The sequence below is a fragment of the Streptomyces sp. NPDC058289 genome (assembly GCF_042880975.1).
In the GTDB taxonomy this organism is placed as follows: domain Bacteria; phylum Actinomycetota; class Actinomycetes; order Streptomycetales; family Streptomycetaceae; genus Streptomyces; species Streptomyces stoeckheimensis.
This window is the reverse complement of record NZ_JBHVYI010000076.1, coordinates 7578-22502: the sequence shown is the minus strand read 5'-3', so window position 1 is coordinate 22502 and position 14925 is coordinate 7578. Positions and strand designations below refer to the sequence as shown.

The window sequence follows — 14925 nt, the reverse complement described above, 5'->3', positions numbered from 1 at the left end:
CGCGGCTCAGGCGGTGGCGTCGAGGGCACGGCGGGCGGCTGCCCGCAGGTGGTCACGGACCGCCTCGTCGGCGTCGAGGGTGTAGTCGGCATCCAGGCCGGCGAGGATCTGGGCGATGGTGGTCAGGCGGTCCCCGGAGCAGTCGACGGTGCAGGTGTTCTCATCGACTGCCCGCACGCGGGTGGCGAGCGCCCAGGTACGGGCACGGAGCGAATCGGCGGATTCCGGCACGGTCGCGATGGCGCGGTAGCGCACCGGCGCACCGGCGATCTTCGAAGCCACATACCCCGCGGGGTCCCCGCCGGGCACAGCCCGGCGTGTGAAGCGCCGGCGGGTAGGGGCAAGCGCGGTGATGCGGTCGAGGCGGTAGATCCGCCAGTCGTCACGATCGTGATCATGCGCGAGGAGATACCACAGCCCACCGGAGGCGACCAGCTGCTGGGGATCGACCCTGCGCCCCGCGGCGGTGCCGGCGCGGGTGGTGTAGTCGAAGGTGACGGTCTCCAGGTCGCGGCACGCCGCAGCCAGCGCGGCCAGGGTAGCGGCGTCGGTACGCGGACCGCGGCGCTCCCACTCGATGCTGCTGGTCGCCTGCTGCAAAGCGGCGACCTTCGACCGCAGGCGTGTCGGCAGCACCTGCTCGAGTTTGGCCAGGGCCCGCAAGGTGGTCTCCTCCATGCCCGCCAGCTGCCCGGCAGCGGTCCGCAGGGCGACGGCGGTGGCCGTGGCCTCCTCATCGTCAAGGATCAGCGGCGGCATCGCAGCGCCGGCCGCGAGCCGGTAGCCCCCTGCATGCCCGGTGGTGCCTTCGACGGGGTACTCCAGCTCACGCAACCGGTCGATGTCGCGGCGGATGGTGCGCGTAGTGACACCGAGCCGCTCGGCGAGCTCGACACCAGACCACTCACGGCGCGTCTGCAGCAGCGACAGCAGGCGGAGTATCCGGGCGGGAAGGTCGGTCGTCATGCCCTCAGCATGACCGGCTTCAAGGACGCCAGGTGTCCTAAAACACTTCTAACGTGAACGCATGAGCAGCACCGCCCCCCTGCTCCCGCCGCCGGGGCATATGGATGGACCCCGCTGAGGCGTCAGAGCGGTTCTCACGGGACACCCTCGTACGGCCCACGCCAACACCGGCACATGACCCAGCCCTCGCACGGCGTCTGCCGTATCCGGCGGCGCACCGGCCACACCCGAACCGCGACGTCCCACAAAGGAGTCCGCCATGCACACTCCCGACCTCAACCCTCAGGCCGCCGTCGGCTCCGTCCCTCCTGACCCCACCCCGCCGGCCCCACGGCACTAGCTGATCTCCGAACGCACCTGACGACTCGAAAGGCACCACCATGAAGATTGCACTCCTGGGAACCGGCTTCGGCCAGGCCCACGCCGCCGTCTACGCCGCGCGCGACGATGTCGAGGTGGTCATGTTCGGCCGCGATCCGGACAAGACGGCCAAAACCGCCGCCCAGTTCGGCGTCCCCGCATCAACCGACCTGGAGGCGGCCTTCACCGACCCTTCCTTCGACCTCGTCGACATCTGCCTGCCGATCCCCCTGCACGCCCCGATGACGCTGCGTGCCCTGGAGGCCGGCAAGCACGTCCTGACCGAGTTGCCGATGGCCGCCAGCGCCGAGGACGCCCGCCGGATCGTGGCCGCCTCCCAGGAGAGCGACCGGCACGTCTTCGTGGACATGTTCGCCGGCTTCCTCCCCGCCAACCGGATCCTGCACGACGCCGTCCGCGAAGGCACCTACGGCCAGCTGAAGGAACTGGCCTACTGGTCAGCGATGGCCCCGCTGTGGCCCGGCGCCAGCCTCGGCCTCAAGTCCCTGCCGATGGAATCCATGCACAGCGACCTCGACTGCATCACCCGCGCCCTGGGAACACCCACAGCCGTCCACGTCACCGCAGCCGAACGGGACGCCGACGCGGCCGCCATCGACGCCACCTTCACCTTCGACCAAGCCATCGCCCGCAGCTCCATCTCCTCACTGCGCCCCATGCCCTACGGAGCCCGCGGCGGCTACACCGCCGCATTCACCGACGCCGTTCTGGAGTCGGCATCCACAATGGGATACGACGGCAAGCCCGCCACCACCCTCACCGAATACACCGCCGACGGCAGCCGCGACATTCCTCTGCCGACCGCCGACCAGTACACCGCCATGATCGACCATGTCCTCGCCGTCCTGCACGGGCACGCCGACAACGAGATCACCCCCGCCAGCGCACTGGACGCCCTAGAGCTCACGCTGCAAGTCGACCAGCAGGTCAACGCCGCGCGTTGACGTCACCCCCGATGGGCCCGTGATTCTCTTCGGCTGCCCCGGCTCCGGCGAACCGGTACCGCAGGCCCAGCCAGGCGCCAGGCGCGGAACGACCCCTGAGACGGCGCAGCCTTCCTCCCCGACGGGCTGATCGAGGCGCAGCTCCCGCTCGACCGCGAACCGTACGAGTGCCTCGTCAAGGCCGTCCTCACCTGGACTGGCAAGAACACGCTCGCCGTACGCGACTACGAGCAGATCGGCCTCCAGCTGACCGGTCACGCCCGCGCGCTCGCCGCCGACGTACGGCGCCGCGCGGACCAGCTCCCGAAGAGCAGCGAGCCCCGGGACGCTCGCCGAAGTCGTCCTGCGCGCGGCGGAAGGCCGGCTGTCCGCGACGCTGGAGGGAACGGTGCACTGAGTCCAGAACCCGGCCCACCTGGTCCGCGCCCTCTACGAACGGCTGGACCGCCTGGAGGTCGCGCTCGCCCCGGAGAGGGTTGCACCGGGAGGGGGCTGCAGAGGTGTCTGGAGGGGTGCACTAGGCGGGGGACCGGAGGTGGGACCCCCCGAATTTGGTGATCTTCTGTTTGCCCAGGTCAGCGGCCATGGGCAAGCCCCCTTCGGAAAACGACACCTCTAATTCGTTAGTAATTAGAGGTTCTGGATCTCTGAGGGGCCCGGGGCGGCGTTGTCCAGCCCAGGGCAGGACGTGTGTGGTCCGGTCGGTGCCGTGGTGACCCCTACGACACCTCCGACCGTGCGAGGTCTTTGTAAAGACTGGTGGCGCTGGGCGCCGGCCGGTCCTCGCACGTTCTGCCCCCACGGGGCTCTCGGGTTCGGGATCCTCGATGGATGAGCTGCCGCACGGTGACGCGTTTCTCCTCACGAGCTCCGAGCTCTGGACACGGCGTGCGCCCGTGCGGCCTTGCGGTGCCGCGCACGGCTGATGAGGTGGCGGGCCTTGGAGCCCTGGAATTAGTGCGCCGTGCGGCCCCGCGTGCTCGTCTTCGAGATCGGCACCGGAGAAGGGGCGGGATCCATGGACGTGTTCTGCGGGATCGACTGGGCGGAGGGGCACCACGACGTCGCGCTCGTCGACGACACCGGCAAGCTGCTGGCCAAGTGCCGGATCAACGACGACCTGGACGGCTACCGGCTACTGCTCGACCTGCTGACGGAACACGGCGACACTGCGGAGACGCCGATCCCGGTCGCCATCGAGACCAGCCGCGGCCTGCTCGTCCCCACGCTGCGGCAAGGGCCTCGGAAGATCTACGCGGTCAACCCGATGGCTGCCTCCCGCTACCGCGACCGGCACGGAGTCAGCCGCAAGAAGTCGGACCCGGGTGACGCCCTGGTCCTGGCGAACATCATCCGCACCGATGCGCTCGTGCACCGCCCGCTGCCCGCCGACACCGACCTGGCCCAGGCAGTGTCCGTTCTGGCCCGCGCACAGCAGGACGCGGTCTGGAACCGGCAGCAGGTCGCCAATCAGCTGCGGTCTCTGCTGAGGGAGTACTTCCCGGCGATGATCGAGGCGTTCAGGGACAAGCCGGGAACCCTGACCCGCCCCGATGCCCGCCGCATCCTGGCCGTTGCGCCCACACCTGCTCTGGCCGCCAAGCTCCAGATGTGGAGGCTGACCGCCATGCTCCGGCGGGCCGGCCGCCGGCGGGGCATCGAAACGGACGCCGAACGAATCCAGCAGCTCTTCCGCGAGGAGGCCCCGCGGCAGCTGCCCCTCGTCGAGGACGCTATGGGCAAGCAGGCACTGGCCCTGCTGCTGCAGCTGGACGCCGCCTGTCAGGCGGTCGATGACCTGGCGCGGGCCACCGAGGAAGCCTTTCGGTCACACCCGGACGCGACGATCATGCTGAGCTTCCCCGGGATCGGTCCCCAGGTCGGTGCCCGCATCCTGGGCGAGATCGGCGACGACCGGACGCGGTTCGCCACGGCTGGAGGGCTGAAGGCGTACGCCGGCTCGGCCCCGATCACGCGGGCCTCTGGCAAACGCCGCTACGTCGGGCGCCGGTTCGTCAAGAACAACCGGCTCAACCACGTCGGCCATCTGTGGGCCTTCGCTTCCCTCAGCGGCTCCACGGGCGCGGACGCCCATTACCGGCGCCGCCGGGCGGGTGGAGACTGGCACATGCAGGCTCTGCGGCACCTGTTCAACCGGATGCTTGGCCAGCTTCATCACTGCTTGCAGACCCGCACTCCCTTCGACGAGGCGGTGGCCTTTCCTCTCGGGGCAGTGCCGCTGTCGACCGCGGCGGTGTCGGACATCTGATCGACTACGCTCCTGGCGGTGACCAGTGAGTACCCGTACGCAGATCGCTTTCTCGGCCAGTTCAGGGAACTGAAGCATGGGAGTCCCGAAGGCCCCTCCTTGATTGCTGCCGTGCGCCGTGAAGGTGACCCGTATGAGGAGGACCTTGTGCGATACCTGCGTGCCGGCAGCGTGATCGCTGCGACTGGATCAGGCGTTTACGACTTCCTCAGCCCGACCAAAGAGCTCATCGATCGTCTTCACCTCCTTACCGACGGTGAATGGTTCTGGCACACCGACCTTGCTCACTACGTCGAGCGGTACCACGTTCCCGTCGATGACCGATTCGTCGCTCATGCACGCCACCGTGGGTGGGTGCCTCCGCAGCTGAGTGACGACCAGCTCGTGCAGATCGCGGATACCTTCTTCCCTGAAGACGAAGTATGAGATGCCGTCCGATGCCCCCACGGCAGCGCCGAACTTGACGGCTTAGCTGCATGAGGTGTCTTCACCCCGCGATAGCCGGGGTGAAGAGGAGCCTGTTCGAGGCCGGGCGGCTGCTCCAAGCCCCGGCCGAAGCCCGCTCGGGCAATGACAGCCGGCCGCCGCCCGGCGCGGTGGCCGCGATGACGATAGGGGCGCGGCCCCCGTCGCGGCCTGGTTGGCCAAGGCCGCGCCCCGTACGTCCGAACATACCGGCGCGCCGAAGGTCACCGGCCAGGGCGGGGAATCAGCCGGTCATGCCGAGCGCGTTCTCGGGGCTGCAGAACGGGCACGCCTCGACGCCCTCGGCGAGGAGCCGTCGGGCCTCATCGCGGCTGATCGCCCGGCCCTCGCCCATGGCGCACTCCCCGACGTGAACGGAGTACGGCTTCGGACCCTCGGCGGTGCGCATCGACTCCACCTTCCAGTCCGGCACGGAAACAGGTGCGGGTACGGGCCGCCGCGGTGCGGGTTGACGCGACGTCGAGCGCCCCGGCGAGGAGGCGGCCAGCTGTGCTTCCAGGGCGCGGATGGTCTGCTCGGTCTGGCGCTGCTGCCAGGCGAGCCAGGCCCGCACGGCCCGCCACTGCTCCAGGCGGGCCTCCAGCTCGCTCACGCTGATCGCGCTCCGGGCCCGGGCTCCCGTACAGCCTCGTCCAGCGCTTTCTCCGCCGTCCGGCGGAGCTCCACCCGGCCCGTGGTGCTCCAGCCCCGCTGCTCCCAGTACGGGTGTGCGCTGATCAGGCAGGACAGCCGGATCAGCTCGCGGCGCAGAACAGCGGTGTGGAGGGCGGGCTGGAGGGCGAGGGCGCGGTAGGTGCGGATCTGCTCTCGCTGGAGGGCGACGAGGTCATCGGGGAACGGGAAGTGCGGCATCCACTTATTCAACCAGAGTTTCGAACATACGTGCGAGTTGAAGTTCTTAGGTGTCGGCTTCGCCCGGAGTGAGGGGTTGTGACTGGTCGCGGTAGCTGTCACCTAGTCGCGCAAAATGTCACTGTCCTGTGTGGCGGCACGTCCGAGGTGCTCGCTGACCCGCCGGCGCCCGGTTGCGCCCTTGTTGCTGTTTCCCGCGCTCGCCGTCTTGGCCTGGGCGTGGGCAGGCCGGGGCGGGCTGGCGTGCTGCGCCCCGGCGCCCGGTTGTGTCTGGGGTGGTCAGTGGGGGCTCAACGCTGGACCTTGGCGGTCTTGGGGGCAACGAGACGGGAGCCAGCCCAGTCGGCGCTGACGCTGATGGAGGAGGTCTGGGGGAGGCCGGCGATGGAGGCGGCTTCGGCGATGTCGGAGGGCTCGACGTACCCATCGCGCCCTGACTTGGGGGTGAGCACCCAGATCACCCCGTTCTCCGCCAGCGGGCCGACCGCGTCGACGAGCGCGTCCACCAGGTCGCCGTTGCCCTCACGCCACCACAGCAGGACCACGTCGACGGTCCTGTCGGCCGCCTCGTCGAGGAGCTCTGATCCGGTGCGCTCCGCTACCGAGGTCTGCACCGCCTCGGCAGAGTCCTCGTCCCACCCCAGTTCCTGGACCACCATGCCCCGTTCGATGCCGAGCCTGTCCGGCACACTCACCGTGTCTGTCATCTGACACTCCCTCGCTTGTCGTGGGCGGTTGTTGGTTCAGCAGAACCGATGGTCGATCCGGCTTTGCTCCGCGCTCTGGCAGGCGTGGCCCGATCATGCGGGCCCACGTCGTGACGATCATCTCGATGCCTGAATGCGCCCATGCTGAAGACGGTGCCGCAGGCCACGAACGAGTGACACGATTCTGTCGGCCGCTGGCCGCCGGGTCGTCCTGGGCCGCCCTCCGCAAGGTGCTACGGGGTGGGCGGTCCGGGGACTCCCACGCTTCGGCGGTGTGGCTGGCGGAACGGATCCTCGGCACGGCACAGAGCCGGGCTGTGCACCGGCATCCGAACAGAGCACGCGGCCCGCTCATATCCGCGAGGCGCCGTCGATGCCGGATCAGGATGCCAATGAACGGCTTCCTGGCCGCCGCTGGCGTCAGGGTGTACTGAAGCGGCGGGTCCAGGGCCTGCTGGCGGCGACTGTGGTCAGCCGGCCCTGCTGGCAGCGGCGCGATGTTGAAGGATTCCAGCAGGTCCGCAGGATCGTGCCCACCTCACCGACGGTGGCCATGTCCCAACTGGCTCCTGGCGCTTTCGCGTCTACGGAGTGGGTGTAGAGGACCGGGGGGTCATGCTGCTTCGGACTAGGCAGTGCCCCTGAGGACGCTGCTGCACAGCTCGCTGAAGTTCAGGACGTGGGCGACTGTGCTCTCGTTGGAATGCTCGAAGACCTCGCCTTGGAAATCCTGCTGGCTGTAGAAGGTCCAGGAGGTGCCGGCCGGGACGTAGGCCGACCTCGCATAGAGCAGGGCGGAGGCGTGGCCGGTCACCTGCAGCTCCTCGGAGATCTCCTCACCCAGGTCCTGGCTGGGGTACAGGGTGAGCTTAGTGAGGTCGGTGGGCCGCTGCTGGTACCGGGGGGTGCCCGGGTCCTTCGGGTCGTAGTCGTCCGAGTCCGGGGTGTTCGCGTAGACGCGGTAATGGCCGTTGTCCCACTCGCTGAGGGGGTAGCTGGCCGGGTCGTAGTCAATGACCGTGGCAGTGAAAGGCATGGGGCTGTCCTCGGGTCGGAGCGGGAGCGGTGATCAACTAGGGGACCCTAGCGGTCCGTTACTCCCTGCAGCAGCGATTCGGAGCAATCCCCTACGACCGGAGGAATCGGTGGGGTCAACCGCGTCGATATCGCCGATCACGGACATCGACCCCATCCGCACCTGCGGGACCATGCCGCCTGAGAAATCCGGCGTTCTGGCGTCCCAACCGATCTGGTCGCAGCACCTCATAGTCCCGCTCCCAGACCACATCAATTGAGACGGGACACCGAGCGAGTGCACCTTCTCTGAGCAGTTGGTTCTCTGCTTCGGCCGGTGACAACTAGCGTGGCCGGACGAGGCTGGTGACATCTATCTCGACCAGCTGGTGACAGATGGCTTGACCAGTGCGAGGCGAATGCGCAGGTCGAGGGGCGTCCTCGGTGACCACTAGCGCGACCGGTCACAGGGGTGGTCAGATTTTCGTTTTGTGCTCTCGTGTAGCGCTGCCGTCTGGGGGTATCTGGCTGGAAGCAGCCGTGTGGCTTGCTCCGGATGAGGGTGGCGGTATGGCTGCTGTGGTGTCCCAAAACGAGTGTGAGTCGCTACTCGGCCGCCCGATCATGTCCGCGATGGCCTTGGACGGCATCGAACCGATCGCTGGGGCCAGGCATGCTGCCCGTAGTTTCATGACCGCGGTGCAGGCGGTTCACGGGCTTCCGGTGTCGGACCGTGCGATGAGCATGGTGGAGCTGGTGGTCAGCGAGTTGGTGACCAACGCCTACAAGTACGCGCCCGGGCCGTGTCTGCTGGAGCTCGAGGTCGGCGCCGGTGCCGTGGAGATCAGCGTGTGGGACACCGGCGCGCAGTTGCCCGCGGTGAGTGCGGCTGATCCGAGTCGGATCGGGCAGCACGGCTTGGAGATCGCGATGGCGGTGTGCCGCAGTTTCGAGGTGCGGCGCGAGCCCGTGGGCAAGCGAGTGAAGGTCACGATAGGGCTGGCCGACGACCCCGGCGGGGACCAGGCCGGCCGCCTCCTGTGATCATGCTTGGTCCTGACTCGCGATCCACACCCCGGTCAGGGGAGGCCGCGCCAGGATCCGCCGACGACCGTGTGCCGGGCGGCTGCGGCGGTAGTGGGCCCATGTGCGTCGGGCGGCCATGAGCGGAGCCCAGGGCGGTGATCCGGCACGGACGGCAGGGTGTCCGGCGCCCGGCGGCCGGGAGTGCTAGAAACAATGATCCGCATGCGCACGTGCTGGGTGTATCAGTTTCGCGACGGCCCGGAGCGACAGGTCGCCGAGGTCCTGGCCGAGGGTGACGCAAAGCCCCGGCAGATCCTCGTACGGCAGTGCCGTTCGCGTGGGCTGGTGGACGGGTACGTTCTGCGGCACGCCGACGCTTCGACCCGGGTTGCCGTCTACACCTGGGTGCGGCGGGGCGAGCCTGAGCCGGTGACCGCCCATCTGCTGGAGCTCTTGGCCGAGGTCTGCCCCCAGGAAAATACCTGAGGGATCTGTTCGGCCCGGAGGCCATCACGGTGCGGTGAACGGCAGGGCACCGCTGGTGTGGCATCCGTCCTTGTGCCGGTGGCTCGCCCGGCTCGGCGTCCGATGAGATGCCCAGCGCTGCCGTCATGCCATCCATCCCCAACGAATCGTCCCTGTCGCGGTTACGGCCCGCGCCCACGCCCGGCCACCGCAGCCGTGCGGCATTGGTACCAGCGCTGGCGGTGGAATGCGTGGACAGGGCCGACGATGGTGCTAGCGAGCGCGGAGGGCGCTCACCTTGCCGCCGGACGGACGGACGGACGGCGACGGCGACGGCGACGGTGGTGGTGGTGAGGACCAGACGGTTGGCCCTCGGCCAGCGAAGCTCCGGTGCTGTCGTTCGGGTCGGGGGTGCGCATGTGAGGGGGCAGCGAACTGCCGTTCTTGACGGTCACCTCGACGCGGTCGGGGTGCGCGGCCGGGGCGAGGGTTGCTGCCGCCGTCGTGGCGCAGGGCGTTGGTGACGAGCTCGGAGAGACCAGGATCACGCTTTCCTTGCCCTCGGCTGCGATCGGGGGGCGGAGATCTCCGAGGAAGCGGCGGGTACTCCCACGCGCGCTGCGGACGGATGCGGCGGGAGCTACTGGGTGGGACGCCAACGCTCATCGTGGCGATCCGGGTCACCTGGTCTCTGATTGTCGAGTCCGCCCATTGAGGAGCTTGCGCCCTGGCCTGCGGGGATCAGGGCGACGATGACCTGCCTTGCGCCCTCGACCTACTCCGCTCCTGACCGAGGCCGACTACCTCCCCGTGGCACACACGAAAATCTGTGATGGCCGGAGTAGACATTGGGCGGTGTCGTGGTTATGGTTTCTCTCGTAACGCAGAGAGACCGCAGGGCCTGGCAGAGACGAACTGCCGGGCAGCAGTACTCGCGGTACAAGCAGTACCCGCAGGTGCAGTGCGTAGGACGGTGCGGTGGTGGAGTTCCGAAGCCAGGTTGGTTGCATGGCGGCGACGGGACTGACGACCGGACCGGGTGGCCCGCAGTGATCAGGGGCCGCCGTGAGCAGTACCGCAGTTAACGCAGTGGAAGTACCCGCATTTCGCAGTACCAGCAGTGAAGTCAGTGAGTGGTACCTCGGTGAACGCGTCGCAGTATGGGGCGGGTGCACCGGGAGGTTCGGCAGTGGGGTTCTAAGCCAGAGCAGTTGCAGGATGGGCGACGGGGCTGGCTGCCGGAACGTGGCGCTCGGTCAGGCCACGAGCAGTACAAAGCGGTTCGCAGTACAGCAGTAAGTGCAGTATCCGCAGTTCGCAGTAGCAGTACCCAGCAGTGAAGTGAGTGGAGCGGTACCTCGGTGAAGGCGTCGGCTGCGGGCGCGCGCATCGGGAGGTTCGGCAGTGGGGTTCTAAGCCAGAGCAGTTGCAGGATGGGCGACGGGGCTGGCTGCCGAAGCGTGGCGCTCGGTCAGGCCACTGAGCAGTTCGCAACACCAGCAGTACCCGCAGTAGAGCAGTACCAGCAGTACGCAGTACCCCGCAGGTAGATAGTTGATCACTGAGGGATGAACGGAGGAGCTTAGCGCCATCAGGATCGCCCGGGCCGGCAGGTTGAAGCCCGGGTACCGCAGGACATCGTTAGTGAGGTGGTCTCCGGTCAAGCAACCGCGATCCCCGCACCCCCGGCAGCGGTAAGGCCAGGCACGCGGAAACAGAAGGCCGGCGCAGTACCAGGGCCGGCAGATGGTGTAGCAGTTCCTTCGGGGCCCTGGTGCCATAGGCACCAGGGCCCCTCCGTACGCTCGGTGAGAGAGGTGCAGTGACCGCAGACGACTCCTTCGGCCGTCTCGATGACGACGACTACCCCGCCTACACCATGGGCCGGGCCGCCGAAATGCTCGGCACCACCCAGGGCTTCCTCCGCGCCATCGGAGACGCCCACCTCATCACCCCGCTGCGCTCCGCCGGTGGTCACCGCCGCTACTCCCGCTACCAGCTGCGCATCGCCGCCCGCGCCCGCGAGCTCGTCGACCAGGGCACCTCTGTAGAGGCCGCCTGTCGCATCGTCATCCTCGAAGACCAGCTCGAGGAAGCCCAGCGCGTCAACGCCGAGTACCGGCGGGCCACCGGATCGGTAGGCCCGGCGGATGCCACTGCCGCGGCCTGAGCTGGGAGCGCCCGCCGGGTGACGGCGGGTCCCGTGCAGCCCGGTTGGGGTGTGCCATACGGGTCGTCTTCTCTGGTGACAGGGGGTGCGGGCGTGTAGCGTCTGGGGCAGCTGTCGTGGTTCGGAAGTCTCCTTTGCCCACGCCTTGGTGTGGGCGTTTTGCTGTGCTGTGCCGCAGGAACCAGGACGATCACCTCCGTCTTCCGCAAGGTGTGGGAGGCGTTCATCGACTGGAAGGCATGAGACATGGCTACGGGAACTGTGAAGTGGTTCAACGCTGAGAAGGGCTTCGGCTTCATCGCGCAGGAGGGCGGCGGTCCGGACGTCTTCGCCCACTACTCGGCGATTAATTCCTCGGGGTTCCGTGAGCTCCAGGAGGGCCAGGTCGTGACGTTCGACGTCACCCAGGGCCAGAAGGGCCCCCAGGCCGAGAACATCAGCCCGGCCTAACCCCCTTCCGATTCCCCCCGGGGTGCCCCGAGTACCCCGGGCGCAACGGTCCAAGAAGTTAGCCGCCGGCGAGCGTGGCGGCCGCGGCGGAAAAGACGCCCATCACGCCCACCGCATTCCGACCTTGGACAGCTGCTCGACGCGTTCGGGTGTCAGTGCGGCGCCGCGCCGGCGCTGGTTGTCGATCCACATCCCGAGCTTCAGCGCCACGTCCTGCTGTGCCTGGCCGTCGCCGCCGGTGGTGATGGTTTCGACGTGCTTGCGGGGCACGGTGAGGTGGCCCTCGCGGGCGTAGAACTGCTGGGCGGCGGCGTAGTGCATGGCCCACTTGTCGGCCTGGCTGGTGCGCGCCTTCGGCTTCTCGGCCTCGGTCGCGGGCTCGATGCCGAGGATCTGTTCGCACATCCACTGCTGGACTGGGGTGAGCTGGTCCCAGCCGTGCCGAACCGAGGTGACCCACCGGCCCAGATCCTCGCCCTGGCGCATGACTTCGCCCACCACGGTGGGAAGTGCCTGGCCAGTGTCCAGGTGCTGGCGGACCAGGTGGAAGCAGCGCTGCCACGTCACAGGCCACACCGGGCACCAGGACGGGTCGATGTCCTCGAGCTGCTCGCGGCGCTTGCGTGTCATCGCGCCGGCAGACGACTCCACGGGCAGGCCCTCGGCCCGCCGCTGCTCGATCTCCCGCCCCTTGCGCGCGGCGGCCCGCGCGTTCTTCAGCCAGATTCCCACCTGCGCGCCCTGGTAGGCGGCGTCGACCGGTGCCAGGAGGTGCCCGCGTGCGGCGGCCCACCCGCGTGCGGCGGCCAGTCCTTCCTGCCAGGCGACGTCGAAGTGGGACCAGACCATGCCGAGCTTCTCCAGCTGGGCGATGCGGTCTTCGTCCATGTCGCCGCGGGCGTAGAAGCGGCGGGCGTCGGCGGTCCACTGCCCGAGCGGGAAGTTCGCCAGGGAGGCTGGCCACCCGGCCTTCTCCGCTTCCTCGGCGGCCGGGACGCGGAACGTGAACGGGACCTTGAGGTCGCCGTGTTCGCGGGCGTAGATGACGGCGGCTTCCACCCCGCGGCGCCAGTGCTCGTGTTCGGGGTTGAAGACGCGCAGGTTGATGAACGCGGCGAGAGCGGCCGGGTCGCGGGGCGTGGAGAACTTCAGGAGGGCCGTGGCGGGGGCGCTGACGCTGCCGGAGCCGCTCCTGCTGCCGCTGCGTTCGCTGACAGGCGTGTAGCGGCTCGGGGCCTGCTGCTCTGCGAGGGTCTCCACGATCCTGGCGTCGTGGGCCCGCAGCGCCTCCAGGAGCTTGGCGAGTCCGCCGTACGCCTTCGAGGTGAGCATGTTGTCCGCGGTCTCGCCGGGCCAGAGGAGGATCGGCACCACGAGCGAGGCCGTCTTGCCCTCGCCGGGCTGCATCCGCAGGGCACGCCCCACGGCCTGGACGAGGTCAGGCATCGAGCCGCGGACGTCGGCCCAGAAGACGGAGTCGCAGTTATTGGTGTCGACGCCCTCCCCGAGGACCTTCACGGACCCGAGGTAGCCCTTCTCCACGACGGTGCCGTCGGTGGCGATTCCCTCGGCGAACTCGGCGAGGACGCGGCGGCGGTGGAGCGCTTGTGCTCCCCGCACAGCCAGTCCGCCCACACGGTGGCCGGGTACAGCTCGGGGTCGTTGGCGTTCAGCTGCGCGGTGACGTGGGGCAGGCCGGCGGCGAAGGCTTCAGCCTCCTTCACCACGTGGTGGAAGACGAGCGTGCGCCGGAAGCACTCCTCCGCCGACGCCTTCACCAGCGCGGTCTGCAGTGCCGCGATCCGCGCCCCGCGGACGGTGTCGGAGCGGCTCTCGGCGCCCAGGAGCTGGGCGGCTTGGAGCTGGGTGTCCGTGACGTCCACGCAGACGACCTGGTAGGGGGCGCAGATGCCCCGGTCGATCGCCTCGGAGAGCGACAGGGTGAAGCAGCGACTGCCGAACGGACCGTCCGGATCGTCGTCCATGCTCGCGACCAGCTCGCCCGGCGCACCGGCCTGCTCCGGGTCCTCGTCCCCGAGCTGCCACATCCGGGGCGTGGCCGTCATGTACAGCCGACGGAAGGCCGGGATGCGGGTGTTGTCGTGAATGACCGCCCACGGCTTCCCGATCCGGCCCGAGGTCCGGTGCGCCTCGTCGACCACGATGAGGTCCCAGGCCGGGAGGCCGGCGTTGTGGGCCTTCTCCAGGGTGCCCAGGCCGAGGGAGACGTACGTGGCGTAGACGGTGACCTTCTCCAGACCCCGCGTCCACTCCACCAGTTCGACCGGGTCCGTGGTGTTGGGGAAGGAAACCTCCTCGCCCCGCAGTGAGGACACCCCGATCATCGGGCCCCGGCGGCCGCCCTCGCGCCACGCGGCCTCCGTCTGGGCGAGCAGGTCTAGCGAGGGCAAAGAGCACCAGCACCCGGCCCGCGTGGAGCTCCTCCGCGCTTCGGGTGGCGACGAGGGTCTTTCCGGAGCCGGTCGACATGATCACCTGCGTGCGCAGCCCGCCCAGTGGGACGATCGATCGTCGAGGCATTTGCAGGGCACGAACTACCGCTTCCACGGCTTCTCGCTGGTGAGGACGGAGTTCCTTGGCCATTCGCACATTCTGCCTGGCCGCCCAGCAGTCGCAGTTCGCTTGGACTGAATCGGCCAGGGCGGTCGGTGCCGACTCGCTCCTACCCCGGGGCGGCGGCCACTGGGGTTACAGACGCTTCGAGGAAGCGGGGGGTTCTCCCAGACTCGGGTCGCCTGGTGTGCCGAAGAAGTCGGCGTCCCACGTGACGAGCTTGTCTCGCAGGCGGGCGAAATCGGCAGCAAGGTCCCAGACGTCCTCGCTGGACACAAGCCCGAACTCTGGGCGGCCCAGGCCCTTCGTGCCTTTGATGATCCGCCACCCGTGTACCTCTTCGTCATACACCCAGGAGCTATGGATGTACCGGTTGCGCTCGGCGAAACCTGCCGTACAAAGGTCCAGGTCATGCAGAAGTCCAGAACGCTTCTGAGTGGGAATTTGTTCTGCTGAAAACGCTGCCAACCGAGCCTTTGATGGGGATTCTTGAAAACGGCCGCTGCCGCTCTTCGCCTCACTTCGTTGCAGCGTGAACGGTGTGGGGAAGATGGGGAGCCCGAGAGCATGCGTGGGCCCCGCCCAACCTCAGGTCGGCGGCGGTCTCATAAAAACAAATGT

General features: G+C 68.5%; 14 protein-coding genes and 2 pseudogenes. 8 read left to right on the top strand and 8 right to left on the bottom strand.

Going from position 1 to position 14925, the window contains the following annotated elements; translation table 11 throughout:
* Positions 1-6: 6 nt before the first annotated feature.
* Positions 7-966, bottom strand: coding sequence for a helix-turn-helix transcriptional regulator (locus ACFVX6_RS30425; protein ID WP_389696875.1), 960 nt, complete (start codon positions 964-966; stop codon positions 7-9).
* A 380-nt stretch (positions 967-1346) separates the two neighbouring features.
* On the opposite strand from ACFVX6_RS30425, the gene ACFVX6_RS30420 reads away from it, so the two are divergent.
* From ACFVX6_RS30420 to ACFVX6_RS30405, 4 genes and pseudogenes are all read left to right on the top strand, one after another.
* Positions 1347-2291: a Gfo/Idh/MocA family protein gene (locus tag ACFVX6_RS30420; RefSeq protein WP_389696873.1), complete on the top strand. Its 945-nt coding sequence runs from the start codon at positions 1347-1349 to the stop codon at positions 2289-2291.
* A 126-nt stretch (positions 2292-2417) separates the two neighbouring features.
* A pseudogene (locus ACFVX6_RS30415) lies at positions 2418-2685 on the top strand (DUF6415 family natural product biosynthesis protein); the annotation flags it as partial.
* Positions 2686-3309: 624 nt separating this feature from the next.
* Entirely contained in the window at positions 3310-4560 is a 1251-nt protein-coding gene (locus ACFVX6_RS30410) for an IS110 family transposase (protein ID WP_389696922.1), read from the top strand.
* 18 nt (positions 4561-4578) lie between these two features.
* Positions 4579-4986 carry a hypothetical protein gene (locus ACFVX6_RS30405; RefSeq protein ID WP_389696871.1) on the top strand — a complete coding sequence of 136 codons (408 nt, stop codon included), beginning with the start codon at positions 4579-4581 and terminating at the stop codon, positions 4984-4986.
* Positions 4987-5269: 283 nt separating this feature from the next.
* On the opposite strand, the gene ACFVX6_RS30400 is transcribed toward ACFVX6_RS30405, so the two are convergent.
* The 4 genes from ACFVX6_RS30400 to ACFVX6_RS30385 all read right to left on the bottom strand — a co-directional run bounded on the left by ACFVX6_RS30400 (position 5270) and on the right by ACFVX6_RS30385 (position 7641).
* Entirely contained in the window at positions 5270-5638 is a 369-nt protein-coding gene (locus ACFVX6_RS30400; RefSeq protein WP_389696869.1) for a DUF6233 domain-containing protein, read from the bottom strand.
* Positions 5635-5898, bottom strand: a complete 264-nt coding sequence (locus ACFVX6_RS30395) for a hypothetical protein (protein WP_389696867.1) — start codon at positions 5896-5898, stop codon at positions 5635-5637. The genes ACFVX6_RS30400 and ACFVX6_RS30395 overlap by 4 nt, the downstream gene beginning before the upstream one ends.
* 290 nt (positions 5899-6188) lie before the next feature.
* Positions 6189-6605 carry a DUF3052 domain-containing protein gene (locus ACFVX6_RS30390; RefSeq protein ID WP_389696865.1) on the bottom strand — a complete coding sequence of 139 codons (417 nt, stop codon included), beginning with the start codon at positions 6603-6605 and terminating at the stop codon, positions 6189-6191.
* A 628-nt stretch (positions 6606-7233) separates the two neighbouring features.
* A complete protein-coding gene (locus tag ACFVX6_RS30385) occupies positions 7234-7641 on the bottom strand; it encodes a hypothetical protein (protein WP_389696863.1) in 408 nt (135 codons plus the stop codon).
* A 611-nt stretch (positions 7642-8252) separates the two neighbouring features.
* On the opposite strand from ACFVX6_RS30385, the gene ACFVX6_RS30380 reads away from it, so the two are divergent.
* The 4 genes from ACFVX6_RS30380 (at position 8253) to ACFVX6_RS30365 (ending at position 11730) form a co-directional block, all read left to right on the top strand.
* On the top strand, positions 8253-8663 hold the full coding sequence (locus ACFVX6_RS30380) for an ATP-binding protein (RefSeq protein WP_389696861.1): 411 nt from the start codon (positions 8253-8255) through the stop codon (positions 8661-8663).
* Positions 8664-8858: 195 nt separating this feature from the next.
* Positions 8859-9131, top strand: coding sequence for a hypothetical protein (locus tag ACFVX6_RS30375; protein ID WP_389696859.1), 273 nt, complete (start codon positions 8859-8861; stop codon positions 9129-9131).
* Between the two features lie 1801 nt (positions 9132-10932).
* Entirely contained in the window at positions 10933-11280 is a 348-nt protein-coding gene (locus ACFVX6_RS30370; RefSeq protein ID WP_389696857.1) for a MerR family transcriptional regulator, read from the top strand.
* A gap of 246 nt (positions 11281-11526) precedes the next feature.
* Complete coding sequence (locus ACFVX6_RS30365; RefSeq protein ID WP_283453811.1) at positions 11527-11730, top strand: cold-shock protein; 204 nt, start codon at positions 11527-11529, stop codon at positions 11728-11730.
* 102 nt (positions 11731-11832) lie between these two features.
* Here the strand turns inward: ACFVX6_RS30365 and ACFVX6_RS30360 are convergent, their stop codons facing one another.
* From ACFVX6_RS30360 to ACFVX6_RS30350, 3 genes and pseudogenes are all read right to left on the bottom strand, one after another.
* Positions 11833-13350 (bottom strand): Helicase associated domain protein, encoded by a 1518-nt coding sequence (locus ACFVX6_RS30360; protein ID WP_389696854.1) that lies wholly within the window; start codon positions 13348-13350, stop codon positions 11833-11835.
* Entirely contained in the window at positions 13245-14141 is an 897-nt protein-coding gene (locus ACFVX6_RS30355) for a DEAD/DEAH box helicase family protein (protein ID WP_389696852.1), read from the bottom strand. The genes ACFVX6_RS30360 and ACFVX6_RS30355 overlap by 106 nt, the downstream gene beginning before the upstream one ends.
* 13 nt (positions 14142-14154) lie before the next feature.
* Positions 14155-14334: pseudogene (locus ACFVX6_RS30350) on the bottom strand (DEAD/DEAH box helicase family protein); the annotation flags it as partial.
* Positions 14335-14925: the final 591 nt, after the last annotated feature.

Coding starts and splice junctions, on each gene's coding strand:
- ACFVX6_RS30410 (WP_389696922.1), top strand. CDS start 3,310: ATGGACGTGTTCTGCGGGATCGACTGGGCGGAGGGGCACCACGACGTC.
- ACFVX6_RS30395 (WP_389696867.1), bottom strand. CDS start 5,898: ATGCCGCACTTCCCGTTCCCCGATGACCTCGTCGCCCTCCAGCGAGAG.
- ACFVX6_RS30385 (WP_389696863.1), bottom strand. CDS start 7,641: ATGCCTTTCACTGCCACGGTCATTGACTACGACCCGGCCAGCTACCCC.
- ACFVX6_RS30425 (WP_389696875.1), bottom strand. CDS start 966: ATGACGACCGACCTTCCCGCCCGGATACTCCGCCTGCTGTCGCTGCTG.
- ACFVX6_RS30365 (WP_283453811.1), top strand. CDS start 11,527: ATGGCTACGGGAACTGTGAAGTGGTTCAACGCTGAGAAGGGCTTCGGC.
- ACFVX6_RS30420 (WP_389696873.1), top strand. CDS start 1,347: ATGAAGATTGCACTCCTGGGAACCGGCTTCGGCCAGGCCCACGCCGCC.
- ACFVX6_RS30375 (WP_389696859.1), top strand. CDS start 8,859: ATGATCCGCATGCGCACGTGCTGGGTGTATCAGTTTCGCGACGGCCCG.
- ACFVX6_RS30390 (WP_389696865.1), bottom strand. CDS start 6,605: ATGACAGACACGGTGAGTGTGCCGGACAGGCTCGGCATCGAACGGGGC.
- ACFVX6_RS30380 (WP_389696861.1), top strand. CDS start 8,253: ATGGCCTTGGACGGCATCGAACCGATCGCTGGGGCCAGGCATGCTGCC.